The sequence below is a fragment of the Stenotrophomonas pavanii genome, assembly GCF_900101175.1.
Lineage (GTDB): Bacteria > Pseudomonadota > Gammaproteobacteria > Xanthomonadales > Xanthomonadaceae > Stenotrophomonas > Stenotrophomonas pavanii.
This window is the reverse complement of record NZ_FNFQ01000011.1, coordinates 157,338-178,735: the sequence shown is the minus strand read 5'-3', so window position 1 is coordinate 178,735 and position 21,398 is coordinate 157,338. Positions and strand designations below refer to the sequence as shown.

26 protein-coding genes and 1 pseudogene are annotated in these 21,398 nt (G+C 68.4%); 16 read left to right on the top strand and 11 right to left on the bottom strand.

The features are described from left to right. From BLS66_RS20645 to BLS66_RS17520, 5 genes and pseudogenes are all read right to left on the bottom strand, one after another. Window positions 1-92 (bottom strand): annotated as a pseudogene (locus tag BLS66_RS20645) (IS110 family transposase); the annotation flags it as partial. Between the two features lie 250 nt (window positions 93-342). Continuing rightward, window positions 343-951: a HutD/Ves family protein gene (locus BLS66_RS17535; RefSeq protein WP_074726423.1), complete on the bottom strand. Its 609-nt coding sequence runs from the start codon at window positions 949-951 to the stop codon at window positions 343-345. A 34-nt stretch (window positions 952-985) separates the two neighbouring features. Continuing rightward, a complete protein-coding gene (locus BLS66_RS17530; RefSeq protein WP_074726422.1) occupies window positions 986-1,711 on the bottom strand; it encodes a murein L,D-transpeptidase catalytic domain family protein in 726 nt (241 codons plus the stop codon). A 17-nt stretch (window positions 1,712-1,728) separates the two neighbouring features. Further along, on the bottom strand, window positions 1,729-2,811 hold the full coding sequence (locus BLS66_RS17525; protein ID WP_074726421.1) for a L,D-transpeptidase: 1,083 nt from the start codon (window positions 2,809-2,811) through the stop codon (window positions 1,729-1,731). Window positions 2,812-3,162: 351 nt separating this feature from the next. Continuing rightward, entirely contained in the window at window positions 3,163-3,489 is a 327-nt protein-coding gene (locus BLS66_RS17520; protein ID WP_074726428.1) for a ComEA family DNA-binding protein, read from the bottom strand. Window positions 3,490-3,690: 201 nt separating this feature from the next. Here BLS66_RS17520 and BLS66_RS17515 point away from each other — a divergent pair, with 201 nt between their 5' ends. From BLS66_RS17515 to murU, 4 genes are all read left to right on the top strand, one after another. Continuing rightward, window positions 3,691-5,184 carry a M20 family metallopeptidase gene (locus BLS66_RS17515; RefSeq protein ID WP_049467454.1) on the top strand — a complete coding sequence of 498 codons (1,494 nt, stop codon included), beginning with the start codon at window positions 3,691-3,693 and terminating at the stop codon, window positions 5,182-5,184. A 69-nt stretch (window positions 5,185-5,253) separates the two neighbouring features. After that, window positions 5,254-5,523: a GlsB/YeaQ/YmgE family stress response membrane protein gene (locus BLS66_RS17510; RefSeq protein ID WP_005415577.1), complete on the top strand. Its 270-nt coding sequence runs from the start codon at window positions 5,254-5,256 to the stop codon at window positions 5,521-5,523. 64 nt (window positions 5,524-5,587) lie between these two features. Next, window positions 5,588-6,613, top strand: a complete 1,026-nt coding sequence (locus BLS66_RS17505) for an aminoglycoside phosphotransferase family protein (RefSeq protein ID WP_074726420.1) — start codon at window positions 5,588-5,590, stop codon at window positions 6,611-6,613. After that, window positions 6,610-7,320 carry an N-acetylmuramate alpha-1-phosphate uridylyltransferase MurU gene (gene murU, locus BLS66_RS17500; RefSeq protein ID WP_074726419.1) on the top strand — a complete coding sequence of 237 codons (711 nt, stop codon included), beginning with the start codon at window positions 6,610-6,612 and terminating at the stop codon, window positions 7,318-7,320. Before BLS66_RS17505 ends, murU begins: the two co-directional genes overlap by 4 nt. A 440-nt stretch (window positions 7,321-7,760) precedes the next feature. Here murU and hda read toward each other — a convergent pair whose 3' ends face one another. The 3 genes from hda to BLS66_RS17485 are packed head-to-tail and all read right to left on the bottom strand — an operon-like array spanning window position 7,761 to window position 10,776. Further along, window positions 7,761-8,468 carry a DnaA regulatory inactivator Hda gene (hda, locus tag BLS66_RS17495; RefSeq protein ID WP_049466118.1) on the bottom strand — a complete coding sequence of 236 codons (708 nt, stop codon included), beginning with the start codon at window positions 8,466-8,468 and terminating at the stop codon, window positions 7,761-7,763. Further along, the gene (locus BLS66_RS17490) at window positions 8,468-9,640 is read right to left on the bottom strand and encodes an AI-2E family transporter (RefSeq protein ID WP_049466117.1); all 1,173 of its coding nucleotides are present in this window, start codon (window positions 9,638-9,640) and stop codon (window positions 8,468-8,470) included. The genes hda and BLS66_RS17490 overlap by 1 nt, the downstream gene beginning before the upstream one ends. Beyond that, complete coding sequence (locus BLS66_RS17485) at window positions 9,637-10,776, bottom strand: DUF2066 domain-containing protein (protein ID WP_064237791.1); 1,140 nt, start codon at window positions 10,774-10,776, stop codon at window positions 9,637-9,639. Before BLS66_RS17485 ends, BLS66_RS17490 begins: the two co-directional genes overlap by 4 nt. Before the next feature lie 99 nt (window positions 10,777-10,875). Between BLS66_RS17485 and purM the strand changes: the two genes are divergently transcribed. The 7 genes from purM (at window position 10,876) to BLS66_RS17450 (ending at window position 15,811) form a co-directional block, all read left to right on the top strand. Continuing rightward, window positions 10,876-11,934: a phosphoribosylformylglycinamidine cyclo-ligase gene (purM, locus tag BLS66_RS17480; RefSeq protein WP_074726418.1), complete on the top strand. Its 1,059-nt coding sequence runs from the start codon at window positions 10,876-10,878 to the stop codon at window positions 11,932-11,934. A gap of 21 nt (window positions 11,935-11,955) precedes the next feature. Further along, the gene (locus BLS66_RS17475) at window positions 11,956-12,450 is read left to right on the top strand and encodes a hypothetical protein (protein WP_074726417.1); all 495 of its coding nucleotides are present in this window, start codon (window positions 11,956-11,958) and stop codon (window positions 12,448-12,450) included. Beyond that, window positions 12,447-12,869, top strand: a complete 423-nt coding sequence (locus BLS66_RS17470) for a hypothetical protein (protein WP_057495026.1) — start codon at window positions 12,447-12,449, stop codon at window positions 12,867-12,869. The genes BLS66_RS17475 and BLS66_RS17470 overlap by 4 nt, the downstream gene beginning before the upstream one ends. Window positions 12,870-12,910: 41 nt before the next feature. Beyond that, window positions 12,911-13,573 (top strand): DUF2238 domain-containing protein, encoded by a 663-nt coding sequence (locus BLS66_RS17465; RefSeq protein ID WP_074726416.1) that lies wholly within the window; start codon window positions 12,911-12,913, stop codon window positions 13,571-13,573. Next, window positions 13,570-14,229, top strand: coding sequence for a phosphoribosylglycinamide formyltransferase (gene purN / locus BLS66_RS17460; protein ID WP_049466105.1), 660 nt, complete (start codon window positions 13,570-13,572; stop codon window positions 14,227-14,229). The genes BLS66_RS17465 and purN overlap by 4 nt, the downstream gene beginning before the upstream one ends. A 68-nt stretch (window positions 14,230-14,297) precedes the next feature. Then, window positions 14,298-15,125 carry a DUF3108 domain-containing protein gene (locus BLS66_RS17455; protein WP_049466104.1) on the top strand — a complete coding sequence of 276 codons (828 nt, stop codon included), beginning with the start codon at window positions 14,298-14,300 and terminating at the stop codon, window positions 15,123-15,125. A 2-nt stretch (window positions 15,126-15,127) separates the two neighbouring features. After that, on the top strand, window positions 15,128-15,811 hold the full coding sequence (locus BLS66_RS17450) for a DUF3108 domain-containing protein (RefSeq protein ID WP_049466102.1): 684 nt from the start codon (window positions 15,128-15,130) through the stop codon (window positions 15,809-15,811). An 87-nt stretch (window positions 15,812-15,898) separates the two neighbouring features. Here the strand turns inward: BLS66_RS17450 and BLS66_RS17445 are convergent, their stop codons facing one another. The 3 genes from BLS66_RS17445 to BLS66_RS17435 are packed head-to-tail and all read right to left on the bottom strand — an operon-like array spanning window position 15,899 to window position 17,736. Next, entirely contained in the window at window positions 15,899-16,216 is a 318-nt protein-coding gene (locus tag BLS66_RS17445) for a hypothetical protein (protein ID WP_049466099.1), read from the bottom strand. Next, entirely contained in the window at window positions 16,213-17,484 is a 1,272-nt protein-coding gene (murA, locus tag BLS66_RS17440; RefSeq protein ID WP_049466097.1) for a UDP-N-acetylglucosamine 1-carboxyvinyltransferase, read from the bottom strand. Before murA ends, BLS66_RS17445 begins: the two co-directional genes overlap by 4 nt. A 21-nt stretch (window positions 17,485-17,505) precedes the next feature. Continuing rightward, a complete protein-coding gene (locus BLS66_RS17435; RefSeq protein WP_021202589.1) occupies window positions 17,506-17,736 on the bottom strand; it encodes a BolA family protein in 231 nt (76 codons plus the stop codon). Window positions 17,737-17,790: 54 nt separating this feature from the next. On the opposite strand from BLS66_RS17435, the gene BLS66_RS17430 reads away from it, so the two are divergent. The 5 genes from BLS66_RS17430 (at window position 17,791) to lptB (ending at window position 21,366) form a co-directional block, all read left to right on the top strand. Next, window positions 17,791-18,792: a KpsF/GutQ family sugar-phosphate isomerase gene (locus BLS66_RS17430; protein ID WP_049466095.1), complete on the top strand. Its 1,002-nt coding sequence runs from the start codon at window positions 17,791-17,793 to the stop codon at window positions 18,790-18,792. Between the two features lie 66 nt (window positions 18,793-18,858). After that, on the top strand, window positions 18,859-19,407 hold the full coding sequence (locus BLS66_RS17425) for a KdsC family phosphatase (RefSeq protein WP_049398160.1): 549 nt from the start codon (window positions 18,859-18,861) through the stop codon (window positions 19,405-19,407). Continuing rightward, on the top strand, window positions 19,404-19,979 hold the full coding sequence (gene lptC, locus BLS66_RS17420) for an LPS export ABC transporter periplasmic protein LptC (protein ID WP_049466093.1): 576 nt from the start codon (window positions 19,404-19,406) through the stop codon (window positions 19,977-19,979). The genes BLS66_RS17425 and lptC overlap by 4 nt, the downstream gene beginning before the upstream one ends. 101 nt (window positions 19,980-20,080) lie before the next feature. Further along, on the top strand, window positions 20,081-20,647 hold the full coding sequence (gene lptA, locus BLS66_RS17415) for a lipopolysaccharide transport periplasmic protein LptA (protein WP_049466091.1): 567 nt from the start codon (window positions 20,081-20,083) through the stop codon (window positions 20,645-20,647). After that, a complete protein-coding gene (gene lptB / locus BLS66_RS17410; protein ID WP_049466089.1) occupies window positions 20,647-21,366 on the top strand; it encodes an LPS export ABC transporter ATP-binding protein in 720 nt (239 codons plus the stop codon). Before lptA ends, lptB begins: the two co-directional genes overlap by 1 nt. Window positions 21,367-21,398: the final 32 nt, after the last annotated feature.

The following is a 21,398-nucleotide window of genomic DNA, read 5'->3' as shown; positions in this document are numbered from 1 at the left end:
CCGCGCTTGTCGTTGCTGAATTGGCGAAACTGCTCTCCATGGACGGCCACATCCAGCGTGGCTTTGCTCACATCAATCCCGATCCCAAACATGGCAGAACTCCGCTAGGCTGACAGGGTCGAGAGCTCTCCCCGCTTGCCCAGTCTTATCAGTTCGAGCGCCAACTCAACCAACTGTTCGGGCGGTTCAGGGAGAATCCGGCGTGGGGACCCAAGCTACTTCTCGGTCGCAAGACCTGGATCCACACGGTCGCCCACGCCGGGCTCTCGGCAACCAAGGTGCCAGATCGGCAAGAGATAAGATCCACGCCATGCGTGGATAGTGCCCACCGGCGCCCGGGAATCACCCCTCTGCCGCACTCACCCGTATCGCCAGCAACTCGCCCCCGCCCTGCAACGCGTGCCGCTGCCGTTCACCCGCTGACAACCACGCGGTATCGCCGGCCTGCAGCGGCGGCAGGCCGCTGTCGGCACCGAACTCGGCCTGGCCAGCCAGCAGGTGCAGCGCCCAGGCTACGCCCGGTTCGCAGAAGAAGAACATCGACCCAACCAGCGGCCGATGCAGCAGTTCGGCCTGCAGCAGTTCGCGCTTCCACATCAGGTTGAAGTCGTGGGTGGTGCCATCGACCAGCTCGCCATGCAGCGCCTCTTCACCGGCAAACCGTATCCGTCCATGCGGCGGCAGCACTTCGGCCACGCGGCCGTCTTCGAAACGCAGGCGCACGCCGTTGCCCTGCAGCAGCACCAGTTCGCGCTCCACGCCGGGGAAAGCGGAAAACGCGGCATCCTGCTCGATCTCGGCCACCGACAGGCGCAGCGCCCAGTCGTCGCCCTGTGCGGGCAGGCGCAGGATTTCGCGGGTCCAGCCCAAGCCGTTGCGCCAGCGTTCGCGGCGGTAGTCCAGGCTGGAGATGACCTGGCTCGGGGTGTGCAGCAGGGAGTCGATGTTCATCGGCGCATTGCATCATGCCGCGCGCCGCGGTGCATCACCGCGTGGCGAGCGTCCCCTGGCCACCACACTCGCCGCCCAGCAGCTGCGAATGCTTCAGCCAGTCCTGGTCGGGGTAATAGGCGAACACCATGGTGCCGCCGCGCAACGCATCGATCAGTGGCTTGGCCACCGACAGGCGCACCGCCGGGCAACCCAGGCTGCGGCCCAGCCGCCCCTGCAGCTGCGCGGTGGCCGGGTTCACATAGGGCGCGCCATGGATGACGATCGCGCGTTCGCGCGCACGGTCGTTGAAGCCCGGCTCCAGCCCGGCCAGGCGCAGCGAATACCCGTTGCCGCCCATGTAGGTCTCCTGCGCGGTGAACGCGCCGAGACTGGACATGAAACTGCCGTCGCGGTTGGAGAAGTGTTCGGTGCGGTTCTCGCCACTGTTGCGGCCGTGCGCCACCCATTCCTCGAACAGCAGGCGCTGGTGGGCCAGGTCGAACACCCACAGGCGCGGCTCGGTGGACGGCCGCGAATAGTCGATCACGCTGAGGCGATCACCGTTGATGCCCAGCTCCGGCCGCTGCAGCGCGCAGCGCATGGCGTGCGCCGCCAGCTGCAGCACGTGGCGGTCGGCCCTGGGCGCGCTGCGCGACAACAGCGCAGCCAGGTCATCGGCAGAGGTGGCGAGGGCGGGCGTCTGTGCCAGCGCCGGGGCGCTGGCCGAGGTCGCCAGCAGGCCGAACGCGGCCAGCTGGCACAGGCGGGATGCAGTCATGGGCACAACGAGGGGACTCAGTTGCCTTTGAGGGTGGACCCTGGCGGCTCGGATTCCAAGACCGGCTGCATTCCGGATTCAGCCGGGCTTGGGCGGACCGCCGGCAGCGAGGTCACCAGCAGGGTCGTGCCCGGCACCAGTACCTGGTACAGCTGGCGGGCGAAATCGGCAGGCAGCGCCATCGGCAGCGAGGGCGTGGCCAGCAGGTCCGGCGTGGCCTGGGCACGGTCCTGGCCCAGCAGCGGGTAGGCCGTCCACTGGTGCAGGCGCTGGTTCACGTCCAGCAGGCTGGGCGTGTCACTGTAGCCCTGCCCCATCACGAACAGCGTCGTGCCCTGGAACGCCGGCAGGGCGTCGGCCTTCAGCGGCGACTCGCCGATCATCACGCCATCGCGCAGCACGTACAGGCGCTGGTCATGCAGGCTGACCAGGATGCCGACCTGACCGGCCGGCGCGGCGCTGTCGTTCCACCACGCCTGCGCCGGCGCCCCGCCCTCTGCCTCCGGCAGGGCCTGCCCGCGTGCATTGACCGGCGCCAGGACCGACGGATAAGCCAGGGTCATCGGCGAGCTCTTGGCATCGGCCACCACCACCGTGTCGCCGCGCTGGGTTTCGCTGAACAGCTTCTGCGCGAAGGCCTGCGGCAGGCGCACGCAGCCATGCGAGGCCGGATGCCCGGGCAGGCTGCCGCCGTGCAGGGCGATGCCGTCCCAGGTCAGCCGCTGCATGTAGGGCATCGGCGCGCTGTTGTAGAGGTTGGACTTGTGGTCCTTGTCCTTCTGCAGGATGGTGAACACCCCGGTCGGTGTTTCGTGCCCGGCCTTGCCCGAGCTGATCGTGGTCAGGCCGATGGCGATGCCGTTGCGGTAGACGTACGCCCGCTGCTCATCGAGGCTGACCACCAGCACGATCGGGCCGGTCGGCGAGATTTCCGGATGCCACAGGTATTCGCCCGGTTTCAGGTCGGTCGGCCCGCGCACGTCGGCGGTGCTGGCGGCAGCTGCCGGCTTGGCAGCCGTCGTCGGCGCAGCGGCGTGGGCCAGCAGCGGCAGGGTCAGTGCCAGGGCGAGCATCAGGGGTGTAAGGCGGTGCGCAGGCATCCAGCGGGGTCCTTTCCATGCGGAGCGGCCACCGTACACCATCGGCCCGTGGTGGCCGCGGCAAATCCAGGCGCCGGAAATGAAACTGCCCGGCGACACAGCCATGTGTCGTACCGGGCAATCGTTACGTCCCTGTCGGCCTGCTGCCGCCCCCTCGCATCCTGCGCTGTGGGGGTAGCGTTGCGTCCTGCACGCGGCCGCGTCTGTCCTGTTTGTATCTCAGCCCCTTCCACAGGTCTGTGATGCCACCATCCTGGTGATTGGTGCCGCGTCCTGCGGCAGTCGGTGGTCACGGCCTTCCTGTCCGCGACCGGTGAACCAGCCTCCTGCCGGTTCCGACGATTCCTGCTGTCAGCGCCTGGGTACGGTCCGCACCGGTACCGATCCGGGTACCGGATCCGCCGGCAACAACCTGTTGCCTACGGTGATCCGCTGTCGATTCCGTTCGACGATCGCTTTCCCTATCCCCTTCACCTGCGTCAGGTCCTCGACGCGATGAAACGGGCCGTGTCTGCGCCGGTGCTCGACGATCGCCTCAGCCTTGGCGGCTCCGACCATCGTCAATCCCTGCTGCAGCGCCTGGGCATCGGCGCGGTTGATGTCGATCGGTTCGGCGGCATGCGCCCCAGCGATCCCCACTACCAGCACCAGTGCCCTCAACACGACACTCCCAGGCACGACGTGTATCTCCCTGTGATTCTGGCCGCCCCGACCGGCAATCCCGTCGGCAGGAACAGTGTCCGTCACCACATGTGCACAGCCTATCGGTTTCCCGGATTTCCGTAAGCCAGCCAAATACCCGACGTGATGTAGGAAAAACCCTACCCACGGCACAGGCGTAGAATGGCGCGATCACAGCCCATGCAACCGGAGTATCAGATGGACAGCGCCAAGCTCGGCCAATTCGTCAATGACAAGTGGGACAGCGAAATCGTCCCGCAGTTGGTCGACTACATCCGCATTCCCAACAAGTCGCCGATGTTCGACGCCAATTGGGTGCAGAACGGCTACATGGAACAGGCGGTCACCCTGATGGAGAACTGGGCCAAGGCACAGCAGCTGCCCGGCCTGACGGTTGAAGTGGTGCGCCTGGAAGGCCGTACCCCGCTGATCTTCCTGGAAATTCCGGCCACCGGCGCCGAGACCGGTGATGACACCATCCTGCTCTACGGCCACCTGGACAAGCAGCCGGAAATGACCGGCTGGGACGACGATCTCGGCCCGTGGACCCCGGTCCTGCGTGGCGACAAGCTGTATGGCCGCGGCGGTGCGGACGACGGCTACGCCATCTTCGGCTCGCTGGCCGCGGTGCTGGCGCTGCAGGCCCAGGGCCTGCCGCACGCACGCTGCGTGGTGCTGATCGAAGCCTGTGAAGAGTCCGGCAGCTACGACCTGCCGGCCTATGTCGACCACCTGGCCGACCGCATCGGCAAGCCGTCGCTGGTGGTCTGCCTGGATTCGGGCTGCGCAAACTACGACCAGCTGTGGTGCACCACCTCGCTGCGCGGCCTGACCGGCGGCAATTTCACCGTGAAGGTGCTCAACGAAGGCGTGCACTCCGGCGATGCCTCCGGCGTGGTGCCGTCCAGCTTCCGCCTGCTGCGCCAGCTGCTGTCGCGCATCGAGGACCAGGACACCGGCCGCATCCTGATCGACGGCATGAACGTGGAGATCCCGGCCGAACGCCTGGAACAGGCCAAGCGCGCCGCCGAAGTGGTCGATACCGAGATCTTCGAGAAGTTCCCGATGGTCGACGGCCTGCGTCCGATGAACGAGGACCTGACCGAGCTGGTGCTCAACCGCACCTGGCGCCCGGCCCTGTCGGTCACCGGCGTTGGCGGCATGCCGCCGCTGGAATCGGCCGGCAACGTGCTGCGCCCGCAGACCTCGGTGAAGCTGTCGCTGCGCCTGCCGCCGACCGCCGATGGCAAGACCTGCGGCGAACTGTTGAAGGAAGCGCTGCTGCGCGATCCGCCGAACGGCGCGCAGGTCACCCTGGACCTGGAAAAGGCCTCTACCGGCTGGAACGCCCCGGCGATGGCGCCGTGGCTGACCCAGGCCATCGAGGACGCCAGCCAGGCCTTCTTCGGCAAGCCGGCGATGTACATGGGCGAAGGCGGCTCGATCCCGTTCATGGGCATGCTGGGCGAGAAGTTCCCGGGTGCGCAGTTCATGATCACCGGCGTGCTCGGCCCGCACTCCAACGCGCACGGCCCGAACGAGTTCCTGCACATCCCGATGGGCAAGAAAGTGACCGCCTGCGTGTCCAAGGTGATCAGCGAGCACTACGCCGCCAGCCTGCGCGGCGAGACCAGCGGTTCGCCGGTAGCGGCCGACAGCGGTACCCGCCACGGCGACCACGGCTGCTGCTGACCCGGCACCGGTGACGGACGCAGCCTGGCCTTGCTAGGCTGCGTCCACACTCAAGCGGAATCCGCGCGCATGAATGGTCTGTTCGGCAGCAGCAGCTGGTTGTACATCCTGCTGGTCGGCTTCTTCGTCGGCCTGCTCGGGCGTTTCTTCATGCCCGGCAACAACCGCATGGGCTGCCTGCTGACCATCGTGCTGGGCATCCTCGGTGCCCTGCTGGCCGGCTGGTTCGGCCAGTACATGGGCTGGTACGCCCCCGGCGAACCGGCCGGTTTCCTCGGTGCGGTGGTGGGCGCGGTGGCCGTGCTGGCCGTCCTGCGCCTGTTCAGCGGTCGCCGCTGACGCCGTTCCCCCTTTCCTTCCTGTTGCCGACGTTGGCGCGCCCGGCGCGCCCGGATATGCCCGCATGACCGAACCCGCCTCCGATCCCCAGCGCAGCGCGCAGCGCCTGCAGTGGGCCCGTACCCAGCTCGAGGATGCCAACGCCGTGGTCGAGCGCGCCTCGGTCGACGCCGGCATGCGCAGCTACTGGCGCGCCACCAGCACGCGCGGCAGCCACATCGTGATGGACGCGCCGCCCGGGCTGGAAGATCCGCGACCCTGGCTGCGCATGCGCGGCCTGCTGCATGACAACGGCCTGCGCGTACCCGCACTGCTGGCGCAGGACCTGCAGGCCGGCTTCCTGCTGCTGGAAGATCTCGGCGGCCCGACCCTGGCCAGAATCCTCGACGAGCGCAACGCCGATGATTGGTTCGGCCGCGCGATCGAACAGCTGCTGCGCCTGCAGGCTATCCCGGTGCCGGCCGACTTCGGCCAGTTCGGCGAAGCACTGCTGCAGCGCGATGCCGGCCTGTTCGACGAATGGTTCCTGCAGCGCCACCTGAACCTTGAACTGGACTGCGGCGAGATCGAAGGCCTGCAGCTGGTGCATCGCCGGCTGATGGACAACGCGCTGGGCCAGGCCCAGCTGATGACCCATCGCGACTACATGCCGCGCAACCTGATGCCGGTCGACGATGGCCCTGCGGTGCTGGATTTCCAGGACCTGGTGCGTGGCCCGATCGCCTACGACGCGGTGAGCCTGTTCAAGGACGCCTTCCTGAGCTGGCCGCTGCAGCGCGTGGACGCGTGGCTGGCGCAGTACCATGCGCGCGCGCGCGACGCCGGCCTGCCGGTGCCCGACCGCGCCACGTTCCTGCGCGACGCTGACTGGATGGGCATCCAGCGCCACGTCAAGATCCTCGGCCTGTTCTGCCGCCTGCGCTACCGCGACAACAAGGGCCACTACCTGGACGACGCGCCGCGCTTCATCGGCTACCTGGATGAAGTGCTGCCGCGCTATCCCGAACTGGCACCGCTGCAGCGGCTGCTGGAGGACCGCATCAAGCCGGCGTTGGCCGAGCTGGGTGCGCCGCTGCGCGTGGCCCGATGAAGGCGCTGATCTTTGCCGCAGGGCTGGGCGAGCGCATGCGCCCGCTGACCCTGCACACGCCCAAGCCGTTGCTGGAAGTGGCCGGCAAGCCGCTGATCGTCTGGCACCTGGAACGCCTGGCGGCACTCGGCGTGCGCGATGTGGTGGTCAACACCGCGTGGCTGGCCGAGCAGTTCCCGGCAACGCTGGGCGATGGCCACCAATGGGGCCTGCGCCTGCATTTCCTGTACGAAGGGCAGACCCCGCTGGAAACCGGCGGCGGCATCCTCAACGCACTGCCGGTGCTGGGCGACGCCCCGTTCCTGGTGGTGAACGGCGACATCTGGACCGATTTTGATTTCGCTGCATTACCGCGCGAGCCGCAGGGCCAGGCGCACCTGGTGCTGGTCGACAATCCTGTACAGCACCCGGACGGCGACTACCGTCTGGATGCACAGGGGCTGCTGCACCACGATCGCGCAGGGCCGTGCCTGACCTATGCCGGCATCGGCGTGTACCGTCCGTCGATCGTGGCCGACTGGCGCGCGGTGATCGGCGACGCGCCGGGCAGCGAACGGCTGCCGCCGAAGTTCTCGGTGGTGCCGCTGCAGAAGCATTTCATGGCGCAGGGGTTGATGACCGGGCAGCACCATCGCGGGCGCTGGACCGACGTCGGGACGGTTGATCGCCTGCGCGCGCTCGATGCGGAGTTGGCGGCGAACGGCTGAGCCCCTCGTGGTTGGTCGCGTAGAGTCGACTGTTAGTCGACTGGCATGTGAGTTGGCCGGGCGGGCGCCCGGCCTCTGACAGTTTCCGTGCGCGTCCAGCCACGGAAGAAAGAAAGAAAAGCAAAAGCGGGTCGCTTCGCTGCGCTTGCTCGGATGTCGACCAAGGTCGACACCCACCAACTGCAGTGCAGTACGCAGTCCCGGCAGATCGCGGGAACCTGTCGAAGGCGGGGTGGCTCAGGTTGCGGGGGCGTGAGCGCCATGGATGGCGCGACCGAGGCTACAGGGACGTACTTGCGCCGTCCCCCGCAACCTGAGCCACCCCGCCTCCCCTCAGGAAGCCGGCTTCTGCCGTTGACGTTGACGTTGCTGTTGACGTTGCCGGCCAGCGGCCGGCACTACCGCGGGTGCAGGGCGCAGCCCTGCAAACAAACCCCACCTCAGTAACGGGGCCGGCCTTCTTCCAGCACCTGGCGCAGGAACGGCACGGTGATCCGCCGCTTCGCCGCCAGCGACTCACGGTCCAGCCAGTCCAGCAGCGTGATCAATCCGCCCAGCTCGCGACCGGTGTGCGACAGCAGCCACTCGATGGCCGCCTCATCGATCGCCAGGCCACGGCGCAGCGCGCGCTCGCGCAGCACCGCGGCACGGCCTTCCTCATCCAGCGGCTGCAGCAGCACGCGCACGCACTGGCCCAGCCGCGAGCGCAGGTCGGGCAGCAGCAGGCCCAGCTCGCCCGGCGACTTCTGCGCCGTGTACAGCACAGTCACTCCAGCCGCACGTGCACGGTTGTGGAAGTCGAACAGCGCGACCTCGTCCTCGCGATTGCCGGCCACTTCGTCCAGGCCGTCCAACGCCACCAGTTCGCGCGCATCCAGCCCGTCCAGCGCCGCACGGACACGGCCGGCGGCGCTGGCCAGCGGCACGTAGGTCGGCAGGCGCCCGGCCTGCTCGGCGCTGGAGCACATCGCCAGTGCCTGGTGGGTCTTGCCGGTGCCCGCCGCGCCTTCCAGGTAGACCCAGTCGTGGCTGGCGCCGACCGCGATCGCACGCAGCTGCGCCAGCGCGCCATCCGGCGCGCCGATGAAGGTCTCCAGGCGCTGGTCCCGCGGGTAATGCAGGGCCAGCGGCAGTTGCGGCACACCCATCACTTCAGGTCGGGGCCCTTGTCGTTCGGATCGAGCAGGATATGGGGCTGGTCGACCACCCCGTCAAGCACGATCGCCGGCTTCTCGCCCACGTACAGCTCGCTCTGGCGATAACGCTGGTGGGCGTAGCGCAGCAGCACGTTGGTCACTGCCGCCACCGGCAGCGCCAGCAGCATGCCGAGGAAGCCGAACAGCTGGCCACCGGCCATCACCGCGAAGATCACCGCCACCGGGTGCAGGCCGATCTTGTCGCCGACGATGCGCGGGGTCAGCACGTAGCTTTCCAGCAACTGGCCCACGGTGAACACCACGCCGACCAGGATCAGCAGCTTCAGGTCGAAGCCCTGCGCCTGCACCAGCGCGGCGATCACCGCCATCAGCACGCCGGTGGTCGCGCCCAGGTACGGGATGAAGCTGATCAGGCCGGCAATCAGGCCGATCAGCAGGCCCAGCTTGAGGCCGACCAGCGACAGGCCACCGGCATAGATCACGCCCAATGCCAGCATCACCAGGAACTGGCCGCGGATGAACGCCCCCAGCACTTCGTTGGACTCACGCGCCAGCGCGCTGATGGTGCCGATGTGGTTGCGCGGGATCACCGAGGCCACCCGCTCCACCAGCTTGTCCCAGTCGCGCAGGAAGTAGAACGCCAGGATCGGCAGCAGCAGGATGTTGACCACCCAGGTCACCATCGCAAAGCCCGAACGCGACACGTAGCCCATGAACGTGGTGGCGAAACCGCCGGCCTGCTGCCAGTGGCTGCGCACCCACTCGATCAGGCGGTCCGGGTCCAGCCACTGCATCACTTCCAGGCCGGTCTTCTGCTCGAACCAGGGAATCCCTTTTTCCATCAGCCACGCCTGTGCCTGCGGCGCGACCGCGATCAGGGTGGTGATCTGGCGCTCGATCATCGGCACCAGCACCAGCAGCAGCGCCACGATCACCAGCACCATCGCCGCGAACACCAGCACCACGCCGGTCATGCGCGAGCGGCCGGTGGCCTCGATGCGGTCCACCAGCGGGTCGCCCAGCCACGCCAGCGCCAGCGCCATCACGAACGGGGTCAGGATCGGCGCCAGCAGCCACACCACCCAGCCGATCAGGCCGGCGAACAGGATGTACTTCAGCCGGCGCAGGAACTGCGCGATTTCAGCTTCCGGGGTCAGGGTCATCGCAGGCGGTACTCGTTGCTGACCGGCGCGGCCACCGGGGCACCGGTGGTGTCATCGATCGGGGTCGGCAGCGCCGGCAGCGGCGCACTGGGTACCAGCACGCCGTTGTCGCCGAGCATGCGGTTGAAGCCGGCCAGGCCGGTGGTCATCTCCACGCTCAGCTCCAGCTGGCCGGCCGAAGCGTGCAGCGGGGTGACAGTGCGCACCACCGGCACTTCGCGCAGGCCCGCGGCCAGGCGCAGGTAGTCATCGGCGCTGTTGATGCCGGTCACCACCACGCGGTAGGTGCCGGCCTGGCCGGTAGCCGCCCCCGCCTTGGCGTAGCGCTTGACCAGCGCGTCGGCGGCACCGTCGGCGCCGGCCGCCATCGCGCGCATGGCGTTGGCGTCCTTGCTGGTCCACTTGTTCAGTTCACGGCCGTTGTCGACGAACACCCAGTCCGCCTGCCAGCCGCCATTGGCGCGGTACAGCTTGCCGATCAGCTGCATCGGTGGCGAGTAGCGCGAGGAGGCGCGGGCCACGGCGGCACTGTCCTGGCGCCAGATGGCCCCGGCCAGGGCCTGTTCGGCAGCGCCGCCGCTGGGCAGGCCCAGCTTGTAGCCCCGCTCGATGGCACGGTTCAGCAACGGGCGGGCGGCGTTGGCCTGCTGCACGCTGACCAGGCGCGGGCCACTGCCGTCATCGACCGCCAGCCACAGCACCGGCTTCGGCCGCGGCTGCGGCCACAGCGGCAGGCCGAGCGCCGAGACCAGCGCATCGACGTCGTCCTCGCGGAAGCGGGCCACCAGCAGGGTCCGGAAGCTCGGCGCGCCGCTGGCGCCCACGCTCTGGTCCTGCTTGTAGTCGTAGCTGGCCACGTAGTCCTTGGCATTGCGCAGCGCCTGCACCACGCCGGGGCGTGACATCACGTTGCGGTCGCCGGACAGCTTGCCCAGCACCACGCTCAGGGCACGGGCCAGGGCACCGTTGCGATCGGCCTCGGCCTGGCTGTTGACGGGCACTTCGGCCTCGTAGGCCCCCGAAGCGGTGGCGACATCTCCCTCGGTGCGCAGGCCGCTCTGGGCCATCGTGGCCACCGGCAGGCTCAGTGCAAGGAGCAGGGTCAGAATCAGGCTGCGGCGCATCAGGACATCCATTGGCTCGACGAATCCGGGGGAATTGTTGCCCGAATACGGCCTTTGCGCCAATGCGGCCTGTTAAAATCGCCCGTTCAACCCCTGCCAGCGCCGACGCCCGTGACCAACACCTCGTCTTCCGCCCCCTCCCCCCTCACCTACCGTGACGCGGGGGTCGACATCGACGCCGGCAACGCGCTGGTCGAGCGGATCAAGCCCCTGGTCAAGCGCAGCTTCCGCCCGGAAGTGATGGGTGGCCTGGGCGGCTTCGGGGCCCTGTTCGACCTGTCCAACAAGTACCGCGAGCCGGTGCTGGTGTCGGGCACCGACGGCGTGGGTACCAAGCTGAAGCTGGCCCACCAGCTGAACCGCCACGATACGATCGGCATCGACCTGGTCGCCATGTGCGTGAACGACGTGCTGGTGCAGGGTGCCGAGCCCCTGTTCTTCCTGGACTACTTCGCCACCGGCAAGCTGGACATCGACACCGCCGCAGCGGTCGTGGGCGGCATCGCCAACGGCTGCACCGAGGCCGGCTGCGCGCTGATCGGCGGTGAAACCGCTGAAATGCCCGACATGTATGCCCCGGGCGAGTACGACCTGGCCGGCTTCACCGTCGCCGCAGTCGAGAAGAGCGAGCTGAAGGACGGCGCCAGCGTGGCCGCAGGCGACGTGCTGATCGGCATCGCCTCGTCCGGCCCGCACTCCAACGGCTACTCGCTGGTACGCCGCATCTACGACCGCGCCGGCCGCCCGGCCGACCTGGAGCTGGAAGGCGGGGTGAAGCTGGTCGACGCGCTGATGGCACCGACCCGCCTCTATGTGAAGCCGATCCTGGCGCTGCTGAAGTCGCACGGGGCCGCCATCCACGGCATGGCCCACATCACCGGTGGCGGCCTGACCGAGAACATCATCCGCGTGGTGCCCGATGGCCTCGGCCTGGACATCCAGGCCTCGTCCTGGACCCTGCCGCCGGTGTTCCAGTGGCTGCAGAAGGAAGGCGCGGTGGCCGACAGCGAGATGTGGCGCACCTTCAACTGCGGCATCGGCTTCGTGCTGATCGTGGCCGCCGACCAGGTCGCTGCGGTGTCCGAGGCGGTCAAGGCGCAGGGCCTGGACCATTGGACCATCGGCCAGGTGGTGACCGCTGAAGGCGCCGAGCGCGTCCACATCGGCTGAACCCGGCCCCGAGGAGCCCGCATGGACGCAATGCCCCCCGTGTCGCCCGCCCCCGCACCCGTGCCGCCGCGGCTGGCGACGGTACCGGCGTTCAGCGTCCAGGATGCCGACCACCTGCGCATGCTGGCCATCGCGCACTACGTGGTTGGTGGCCTGATCGTGCTGTTCTCGATGATCTTCATCCTGCACATCGTGATCGGCATCGCTGCGTTGAGCGGCGCGCTGCCGTTCGAGTCCGACGGGCAGACCGCCTCGCAGCAGGAGCAGCGTCTGGTCGGCTGGGTGTTCACGCTGATGGGCTGCGCGATCGTGTTCGGCGGCATAACCTTGGGGACATTCGTGATCTATGCCGGCCGCTGCCTGGCCCGCCGTCGCCGTCACCTGCTGTGCCTGATCGCGGCCGGCCTGGCCTGCCTGTTCACGCCGGTCGGCACGGTGCTGGGGGTGTTCAGCCTGATCACCCTGCTGCGCCCGCAGGTCAAGGCCGCGTTCGACGCTCCGGCCACGGCCGCATGACCGCCTCCGGCAATCCACCGCCGCTGCCGCATCAGACCCTGGCGCACCTGCAGCTGGCCAGCCACCTGCAGACGCTGAAGGTACTGTTCTACGCGCTGGCGGTTTTCCACTGGGTGGCCGCGCTGGCCTTCCTCGGTTTCATCGGCCTGGTCGCCAGCGCGCGCGGGCTGGACGATGGCGCGGTACTGGCCACCGTGTACGGCGTCGTTTCAGTGCTGGCTGCCGCGCTTGGCTTCGTGCAGCTGCACACCGCGCGCCTGCTGTCGCGCCGCACCGGGCTGGCCTGGTGCCAGCGCGCGGCCTGGCTGGCGGTACTGGCCGGCCCGCTGGGCATGGCCCTGACCGCCTATGCCTGGGTGTTCCTGTCCAGGCCGGACATGGCCGCCCTTTTCGACCGCGGCGACCATCTCCGCGTCTGAGCTTGCCGGCAGACGCTCCGCCCTCCCCTGATCGACTCCCCATGTCCGCGCCCGCGCTACCGACGACCGCCCCGCCCACCGCCTCCCGTTTCCCGGGCCCCAAGCGGCTGGCCTTTGCCGCCGTACTGGCAGTGTTCGCAATCAGCTGGATCCATCCGCTCTGGCCCACCGAGCAGGCCCTGCACAGCACGCTGACCGTGGTCGGGCTAGCCGCCCTGCTGTGGGTCGACCGCCGTGGTGGCTGGCTGGGCAACGGCGCGTTCATCGCGATCTGCGGCTTCATCGCGCTGCATTGCGTGGCGGCGCGCTGGCTGTACTCGAACGTGCCCTACGACGCGTGGGCGCAGGCGCTGACCGGCTGGTCGCCCAACGCGGCGTTCGGCTGGCAGCGCAATCATTTCGACCGCCTCATCCACTTCCTGTTCGGCGTCTGCTTCACGCCGGCGCTGCTGCAGCTGGCACGCCACGCGTGGCCGGCCCTGCGTCGGGGCCAGGCCTTCATCCTGGCGGTGATGACGGTGATGTGCGCCAGCCTGGTCTACGAGTGGTTCGAGTGGGCCATCGCGCTGGCCCTGTCGCCGGATGCCGCCGAGGCCTACAACGGGCAGCAGGGTGACATGTGGGACGCGCACGCCGACATGCTGTTGGCCACCGTGGGCAGCCTGCTGACCTGGCCGCTGATCCGCCGGAGCGCCCGGCAATGACCACGCCCACCCGCATTGCGGTGCTTGCCTCCGGCCGTGGCAGCAACCTGCAGGCCATCCTCGATGCGATTGCCGGCGGCCGCCTGCCCGCCGAGGTCGTCGGCGTGTTCTCCGACCGCCCCGCTGCCGCCGCGCTGCAGCGGGTCGACGCTGCCCTGCGCTGGGCGCATGCGCCGAAGGAATTCCAGGACCGCGCGGCCTACGAGCAGGCGTTGGGCGATGCACTGGCCGCCGTCGCGCCGGACTGGATCGTCTGCGCCGGCTACATGCGCATTCTCGGCGCCGCCTTCGTGCAGCGCTTCAATGGCCGCCTGGTCAACATCCACCCCTCCCTGCTGCCGCTGCACAAGGGGCTGGACACGCATGCGCGGGCACTGGACGCCGGCGACGCCGAGCACGGTGCCAGCGTGCACCTGGTCGTACCCGAGCTGGACGCCGGCGCCGTGCTGGCCCAGGTGCGGGTACCGGTGCTGCCCGGCGATGACGCCAACACCCTGGCCACGCGCGTGCTGGCGGTGGAGCATCCCCTGCTGATCGCCACGCTGCAGCTGCTGTGCGCCGGCCGCCTGACTGAACGGGAGGGCCAGCCGCAACTGGACGGTCACCCCCTGTTTAGCCCGCTGGCCCTAGATTCCGCCGGGAACCTGAACCGGTAACGCCCACGCACACGCCCCGCTGACTGCGGGGCTGGCATCCTGCCCACCTCCTGCGGCTCCTCTCTTCCATGAAGACCACGACCCTGCTGTCCACTTCACTGCTGCTGTCGCTCGTCGTGCTTCCCGGCGTGGGTTGGGGCCAGGCGCAGGCGCCTGCCGCCTCGCCCGCTCCGGCGCCGGTGCCAGCGGTGCAGCCGCCGGCCGAAGCGGCGGCCCCGGCCCTGCCGGCATTGGCGTGGGAACCGCCGCCACTGCAGCCGTTCAGCGCCACCTACCAGGCCTTCTACAAGGGCAAGGAGGCCGGCGATGCCAGCATGCAGGTCACCCATACCGGCGGCAACCAGTGGCGGGTCGACATGCAGGTGGTCGGCCGCCGCGGGTTCGCCAGCGTGCTGGGCCTGAACATCGAGCAGAGCACGGTCTTCGAGGAGCGCGCCGGCGCCTATGCACCGCTGAGCCAGAGCACGGTGCGCAAGGGCCTGTTCCTCGGCAAGAAGGCGGTCGGCACGTACAACTGGCAGGCCGGTACCGCGCAGTGGAGCGGCGACGTCGAGAAGAAGCGTGCGCAGCCGATTCCGCTGCAGCCGGGCGACCAGAGTGCCCTGCTGATCAATCTGGCGATCATGCGCGACGCCCGTCCGGGTGCCACCATGCACTACCGCTACGTGGACATGGGCAAGGTCCGCCAGCATGACTACCAGGCCGCGCCGCAGACCGAGAACGTCGAAGTCGGCGACCTGTCCTACAACGCGCTGCGGGTCTACCGGACCAACGGCGGCAACAATGAAACCATCCTCTGGATCGCCAACGGAGTTCCCACCCCGGTGCGCATCCTGCAACGCGAAGACGGCGAAGACCGCGTCGATCTGCGCCTGATCGAATACCAAGGAGTCTGAGCATGAGCACCCTGACCCGCCCCCTCGCCTGGATCGCTGCGGCCGCCCTGTCGGTGGCCAGCCTGCCGGCCATGGCCCTGCAGCCGTTCAAGGCCGACTATCTCGCCAGCTACATGGGCATGCAGGCCAATGGCAGCATGACCCTGAGCAGCGAGGGCGCCAACAAGTGGCGCTACACGCTGCAGGTGAAGAACCAGCTGGCGGACCTGAGCCAGAGCACCGTGTTCGAGGAAGTACGCGGCCAGCTGCGCCCGCTCAGCAGCCAGGACCGTTCGGCGCTGCTGGTCAAGAAGCGCAACGTGCAGGCCACCTACAACTGGACCAGCAACCAGGCCACCTGGACCGGCGACATCAAGCCGGACCGGGCCGGCCCGATCGCGCTGAAGGCCGGTGACATGGATGCCCTGCTGATCAACCTGGCGATCGCCCGCGACCTGGCAGCCGGCAAGCCGTTGACCTATCGCATGGTCGACGAAGGCCGCATCAAGAACATGACCTATCGCGTGGTCGGCAAGGAGTCGATCACCGTGGGCGGCAAGAGCTACGAAGCCACCAAGGTCTCGCGTGCCGACGGCAACAAGGAGCTGATCGCCTGGATCGTGCCGGAATTCCCGGTGCCGGCGCGCATGCTGCAGCGTGAGAGTGGCCGTGACGCGCTGGACCTGACCATCAAGGCGATGAACTGAGCGCCGGGGTCGGAGCCCTTTCCGATGGAAAGGGATCCGGCCCCAGGCACCGCGCAAAGAAAACGCCCGCTTTCGCGGGCGTTTTTCTTACTTCTTTTCCTCGGCCGCGGCCGGCTTGAACTCGGTGCGGCAGTCCACGCGGATCTGCTCGCCGGTGCTGCGCCAGACGAAGGTGCGGCAATGGCGGTTGCCCTCCTGGCTGTCGTTCACTGCAACGGCATAGAACGACTCGATGATCTCGTCGCGCGAGACCGTGCCATCGCCATTCCAGTCCATGTCCTTCTGCTCGATGCCCTGGGTGATGGCGATGTTGGCGTACCAGGCGTAGCCCAGCCACGCCAGCACGATCAGGACCAGGGCCAGCAGCGCCTTGCGGCGCGGGCTGAACTTGCCACGCAGGATCATGGCACGCGCCGGATGGTGGCGCCGAGCGAAGACAGCTTCTCTTCGATGTTCTCGTAGCCACGGTCAAGGTGGTAGATGCGGTCGATGGTGGTCTCGCCGCGGGCCATCAGCCCGGCCAGGATCAGCGACGCCGAGGCACGCAGGTCGGTGGCCATCACCGGCGCACCGCTGAGGTGATCGCTGCCGCGCACGATGGCGGTATGGCCTTCGACCTGGATGTCCGCGCCCAGGCGCAGCAGTTCGTTGACGTGCATGAAACGGTTCTCGAAGATCGTTTCATTGATCACGCCAACGCCGTCGGCCACGCAGTTGAGCGCCATGAACTGCGCCTGCATGTCGGTCGGGAAGGCCGGGTACGGCGCGGTGGTCAGGTTGACCGCCTTCGGCCGCTTGCCCTGCATGTCCAGGGTGATGGTGTCGTCGGTGGTCTCGATCTTCGCACCGGCCTCGACCAGCTTGGACAGCACCGCGTCCATGGTGTTCGGGCGCGCACGGTTGACCGTCACCTTGCCACCGGTCATCGCTGCGGCCACCAGGAAGGTGCCGGTCTCGATGCGATCGGGCAGCACTTCGTGGCGGCCACCGGACAGGCGCTCGACGCCTTCGATGACCAGGCGCGCGGTGCCCAGGCCTTCGATCTTCGCGCCCAGCGCGATCAGGCAATGCGCCAGATCGGTCACTTCCGGTTCCATCGCGCAGTTGTCGAGGATGGTGGTGCCTTCGGCCAGCACCGCGCCCATCAGCACGTTCTCGGTGCCGGTCACGCTGACCATGTCGAAGGTGAAATGGCCACCCTTCAGGCGCTTGGCCGTGGCCTTGATGAAGCCGTTCTCGACCACGATCTCGGCACCCAGCGCCTGCAGGCCCTTGATGTGCTGGTCGACCGGGCGCGAACCGATCGCGCAGCCGCCGGGCAGCGACACTTCGGCCGCGCCGAAGCGGGCCAGCAGCGGGCCCAGCACCAGGATCGAGGCGCGCATGGTCTTGACCAGCTCGTACGGTGCGACGTGCTGGTTGACCGGGCGCGGATCGACCACGATCGCGCTGCCGCGCGACAGCGTGCCCTGGTCGATGGTGACCTTGGCGCCCAGTTCGCCCAGCAGCTTCACCGTGGTGACCACGTCGTGCAGGTGCGGCACGTTGGTGATCTCCACCGGCTCATCGGCCAGCAGGGTCGCGCAGAGAATGGGGAGGACGGCGTTCTTGGCGCCGGAGATGCTCACTTCACCGTGCAGCGCAGCGCCGCCGGTCACAACGATCTTGGCCATGTATTGGGGATCTTCTGCGGTTCAGCCGGCTTCGGCCGGGGTCACGGTTTTCAGCGCCAGCGCGTGGATCGCGCCGCCCATCAGGTCGCCGAGGGTGGCATAGACCATCCGGTGGCGGGCCAGCGGCATCTTGCCGGCAAAGGCCTCGCAGACCACGGTCGCTTCGAAATGCACGCCATCGTCGCCACGCACGTCGGCGCGGGCGCCGGGCAGGCCGGTTTCGATCAGGTTGCGGATGGTGTCGGCGTCCAACGGGCTTTCCTAATAAAATGAGCGCTCATTCTACTTCCGCTGCGTGGCGTCCGCATGGCCGAGTCCCTCCTGCCCCCCCGTTCCGTCGATCCGGCCAGCCTGGTCGCCAGTGGCCGCCGCGTCTTCGAGATCGAACAGCAGGCCCTCGACGCGGTCGCCACCCGCCTCGGCGAGGCCTTCCAGCAGGCCTGCCAGGCGATCCTGGCCAGTCGCGGCCGGGTGGTTGCCACCGGCATGGGCAAGTCCGGGCACATCGCCCGCAAGATCGCCGCCACCCTGGCCTCCACCGGCACACCGGCGTTCTACGTGCACCCCGGTGAAGCCGGCCACGGCGACCTGGGCATGATCACCGAGGACGACGTGGTGCTGGCACTGTCCTACTCGGGTGAGTCGGACGAGCTGCTGATGCTGCTGCCGGTGCTCAAGCGCCAGGGCAACCTGCTGATTTCCATGACCGGCCGCCCGCAGTCCAGCCTGGCCACCGCCGCCGACATCCACCTGGACGTGAGCGTGCCGGCCGAGGCCTGCCCGCTGGCACTGGCGCCGACCTCCAGCACCACCGCTTCGCTGGCGATGGGCGATGCGCTGGCCGTGGCCCTGCTCGATGCACGCGGCTTCACCGCCGACGACTTCGCCCGCTCGCACCCGGCCGGCAGCCTCGGCCGCCGCCTGCTGCTGCACATCACCGACGTCATGCACACCGGTGAGGACCTGCCCAGCGTGGGTGCCGACGCCAGCCTCAGCGAGGCGCTGGTCGAAATGAGCCGCAAACGGCTGGGCATGACCGCCGTGGTCGATGCCGACGGTGTGCTGATCGGCCTGTTCACCGACGGTGACCTGCGCCGGGCGCTGGACAGCGCGCTGGACGTGCGGACCGCGAAGATCGCCGATGTGATGACCCGCAACCCCCGCACCATCGGCGCCGACCAGCTGGCCGTGGAGGCCGCCCGGCAGATGGAAACCCAGAAAATCAATGGCCTGATCGTGGTCGATGGCCAGGGCCGCGCGGTCGGCGCCCTGAACATTCATGACCTGTTGCGGGCCCGGGTGGTTTAACCGACAGTCCGTAGACCCCATTCAGTCTGTAACGCCCCACCCGAATCCACCGAGCCCGCCCCCCTGATGCCCTGGTCCCCCCTGCCCGCCTTCCCCGCCCACCTGCATGCCGCAGCGGCCCGCATCCGCCTGGCCTGCTTCGACGTGGACGGTACCCTCACCGACGGTCGGCTGTACTACGACAAGGACGGCAACGAGAGCAAGGCGTACTTCGTGCAGGATGGCCTGGGCCTGAAACTGCTGCAGCAGCACGGTATCCACCCCGTGCTGATCACCGCGCGCAACAGCCAGTCCGCGCTCAAGCGCGGCGCCGACCTCGGCATCGACACCCAGATCGCCGTGGGCGACAAGCTGGCCAGCGTGCAGGCGCTGTGCGCGCAGCATGGCATCGGCCTGGAGCAGGTGGCCTTCATGGGCGACGACCTGCCGGACCTGGCGCCGCTGGGTGCGGTCGGCCTGGCAGTGGCCCCGGCCAATGCCCACCCGTGGATCGCCGAGCGCGTCCATTGGCAGACGCGCGCCGATGGCGGCCGTGGCGCGGCACGTGAGCTGTGCGACATCCTGCTGGCTGCCCAGGGCCATGTGGACGCGGTGCTGGCGAGGTTCGGCGCATGAACCTGCCGACCCTGAACTGGCGCACCGTGCTTGGCATCGGCCTGCTGCTGGCCGCGCTGCTCAGCAGCTGGGCGGCCCTGCGCAACCGCGACAAGGGCGCGGCCGCGGCCGGCCAGGACGTCGGCGTGGACTACATCCTGCACGACTTCCAGATCGTCGCGCTGGATGAGCAGGGCAAGGAATCGACCACCCTGCGCGCGCCGTTGCTGGAACGCCAGCGTGGCGACCAGACCATCAACATCGCCACGCCGCTGTTCGAGATGCCGGACAAGGATGGCAAGCACTGGACCCTGCGCGCGGAGACCGGCTGGCTCAGCGCCAAGGGCGACCAGATGAAGCTGCGCGGCAATGTCGCCGGCGACAGCCCGGCCGGTCCGGGCGTGGTGCCGACCACCTTCCGCACCGACCACCTGGATGTCTTCCCGAAGGAGAATCGTGCCCGCACCGACGCGCGGGTGGTCATGACCCGCCCCGGCATGGAACAGTCCGGCGTCGGCTTCGAGGTGGATTCGAAGAACAACACGTATCATTTCCTCAGCCAGTCCAAGGGCCGTTACACGCCCCGACGCTGATTCCGCCGCCCTCCTGCGACGTCCCCGGACCGGCGCAAGGAAGGCAGCTCCCCCACCCGCCCCCGGGTTTCCGGGCGGCCCCACCGGTAGAACGGACCCCGATGAAGATTCCCTTTGCAGCCGTACTCGCGCTCGGTCTCCTTGTTCCCAGCGCAGCCTTTGCCAAGTCGACCGACCGCAACGAGAACATGAACATCGACGCCGGCGCCCAGTCGGGCGTGCTGACCGGCGACGGCAAGACCGTGCTGTCGCAGGGGGTGACCGTCACCCAGGGCACGCTGGACCTCCGCTCGTCCGAAGCCGAGATCTACCTGAAGGATGGCGAAGCCGTGCGTGCGGTGTTCACCGGCAAGCAGGCCACGATGAAGCAGCAGCTCGACGATGGCACCTGGATGGACGCGGTGGCCGATCGCATCGACTACGACATCAAGACCGAGATCATCACCCTGACCGGCAACTACAAGGTCACCAGCGCGCGCGGCACCAATGCCGGCCAGCGCATGGTCTACAACACCCGCAGCGGCGAGATGAACTCCGGTGGCGATGGCAGCCGCGTGCGCACGGTCATTCCGCCGAAGAACAAGAACGCGGCTGCACAGCCGGCCGCTGCGCCCAAGGCGGCGGCTCCGGCCAGCACGCCGGCCAAGCCGACCGGGAGCAAGAAGTAATGCTCGTCGCCAAGGGCCTGCGCAAGCGCTACAAGCAGCGCGAAGTCGTCAAGGACTTCGGGCTCACCCTCGACGCTGGCGAAGTGGTCGGCCTGCTCGGCCCCAACGGCGCCGGCAAGACCACCTGCTTCTACATGATCGTCGGCCTGGTCGCCGCCGATGCAGGCAGCATCGTGCTCGACGGCAAGGACATCACCGGCGACCCGATGTATACCCGTGCCAAGCAGGGCGTGGGCTACCTGCCGCAGGAACCCTCGGTGTTCCGCAAGCTGACCGTGGCCGACAACCTGCGGCTGGTGCTGGAGCTGCGCGAAGACCTGGATTCGGCCGGCCGCGAACGCGAATTGAACAGCCTGCTCGACGAACTGCAGCTGGGCCATGTGGCCGACCAGCTCGGTGCCAGCCTGTCCGGTGGCGAACGCCGCCGCTGCGAGATCGCCCGCGCCCTGGCCGCGCAGCCGCGCCTGATCCTGCTCGACGAACCGTTCGCCGGTGTCGACCCGATCTCGGTGGGCGAAATCCAGCGCATCGTCACCCATCTGAAGCAGCGCGGCATCGGCGTGTTGATCACCGACCACAATGTGCGCGAGACCTTGGGAATCTGCGACCGCGCGTATATCCTCGCCGAGGGCACCGTGCTGGCCCAGGGCTCGCCGGAGGCGATCCTGGACAACGCCGACGTACGTCGCGTCTACCTTGGGGATTCCTTCAAGTTGTGACCGCAGGCGCCGGGGCCCTTACCTTCCGTTCG

What these genes read in the sequence shown, in the direction of transcription:
- BLS66_RS17535 (WP_074726423.1), bottom strand. Translation starts at nt 951, where the DNA reads ATGAACATCGACTCCCTGCTGCACACCCCGAGCCAGGTCATCTCCAGC.
- BLS66_RS17530 (WP_074726422.1), bottom strand. Translation starts at nt 1,711, where the DNA reads ATGACTGCATCCCGCCTGTGCCAGCTGGCCGCGTTCGGCCTGCTGGCG.
- BLS66_RS17525 (WP_074726421.1), bottom strand. Translation starts at nt 2,811, where the DNA reads ATGCCTGCGCACCGCCTTACACCCCTGATGCTCGCCCTGGCACTGACC.
- BLS66_RS17515 (WP_049467454.1), top strand. Translation starts at nt 3,691, where the DNA reads ATGGACAGCGCCAAGCTCGGCCAATTCGTCAATGACAAGTGGGACAGC.
- BLS66_RS17510 (WP_005415577.1), top strand. Translation starts at nt 5,254, where the DNA reads ATGAATGGTCTGTTCGGCAGCAGCAGCTGGTTGTACATCCTGCTGGTC.
- BLS66_RS17505 (WP_074726420.1), top strand. Translation starts at nt 5,588, where the DNA reads ATGACCGAACCCGCCTCCGATCCCCAGCGCAGCGCGCAGCGCCTGCAG.
- murU (WP_074726419.1), top strand. Translation starts at nt 6,610, where the DNA reads ATGAAGGCGCTGATCTTTGCCGCAGGGCTGGGCGAGCGCATGCGCCCG.
- hda (WP_049466118.1), bottom strand. Translation starts at nt 8,468, where the DNA reads ATGGGTGTGCCGCAACTGCCGCTGGCCCTGCATTACCCGCGGGACCAG.
- BLS66_RS17490 (WP_049466117.1), bottom strand. Translation starts at nt 9,640, where the DNA reads ATGACCCTGACCCCGGAAGCTGAAATCGCGCAGTTCCTGCGCCGGCTG.
- BLS66_RS17485 (WP_064237791.1), bottom strand. Translation starts at nt 10,776, where the DNA reads ATGGATGTCCTGATGCGCCGCAGCCTGATTCTGACCCTGCTCCTTGCA.
- BLS66_RS17475 (WP_074726417.1), top strand. Translation starts at nt 11,956, where the DNA reads ATGGACGCAATGCCCCCCGTGTCGCCCGCCCCCGCACCCGTGCCGCCG.
- BLS66_RS17470 (WP_057495026.1), top strand. Translation starts at nt 12,447, where the DNA reads ATGACCGCCTCCGGCAATCCACCGCCGCTGCCGCATCAGACCCTGGCG.
- BLS66_RS17465 (WP_074726416.1), top strand. Translation starts at nt 12,911, where the DNA reads ATGTCCGCGCCCGCGCTACCGACGACCGCCCCGCCCACCGCCTCCCGT.
- purN (WP_049466105.1), top strand. Translation starts at nt 13,570, where the DNA reads ATGACCACGCCCACCCGCATTGCGGTGCTTGCCTCCGGCCGTGGCAGC.
- BLS66_RS17455 (WP_049466104.1), top strand. Translation starts at nt 14,298, where the DNA reads ATGAAGACCACGACCCTGCTGTCCACTTCACTGCTGCTGTCGCTCGTC.
- BLS66_RS17450 (WP_049466102.1), top strand. Translation starts at nt 15,128, where the DNA reads ATGAGCACCCTGACCCGCCCCCTCGCCTGGATCGCTGCGGCCGCCCTG.
- BLS66_RS17445 (WP_049466099.1), bottom strand. Translation starts at nt 16,216, where the DNA reads ATGATCCTGCGTGGCAAGTTCAGCCCGCGCCGCAAGGCGCTGCTGGCC.
- murA (WP_049466097.1), bottom strand. Translation starts at nt 17,484, where the DNA reads ATGGCCAAGATCGTTGTGACCGGCGGCGCTGCGCTGCACGGTGAAGTG.
- BLS66_RS17430 (WP_049466095.1), top strand. Translation starts at nt 17,791, where the DNA reads ATGGCCGAGTCCCTCCTGCCCCCCCGTTCCGTCGATCCGGCCAGCCTG.
- BLS66_RS17425 (WP_049398160.1), top strand. Translation starts at nt 18,859, where the DNA reads ATGCCCTGGTCCCCCCTGCCCGCCTTCCCCGCCCACCTGCATGCCGCA.
- lptC (WP_049466093.1), top strand. Translation starts at nt 19,404, where the DNA reads ATGAACCTGCCGACCCTGAACTGGCGCACCGTGCTTGGCATCGGCCTG.
- lptA (WP_049466091.1), top strand. Translation starts at nt 20,081, where the DNA reads ATGAAGATTCCCTTTGCAGCCGTACTCGCGCTCGGTCTCCTTGTTCCC.
- lptB (WP_049466089.1), top strand. Translation starts at nt 20,647, where the DNA reads ATGCTCGTCGCCAAGGGCCTGCGCAAGCGCTACAAGCAGCGCGAAGTC.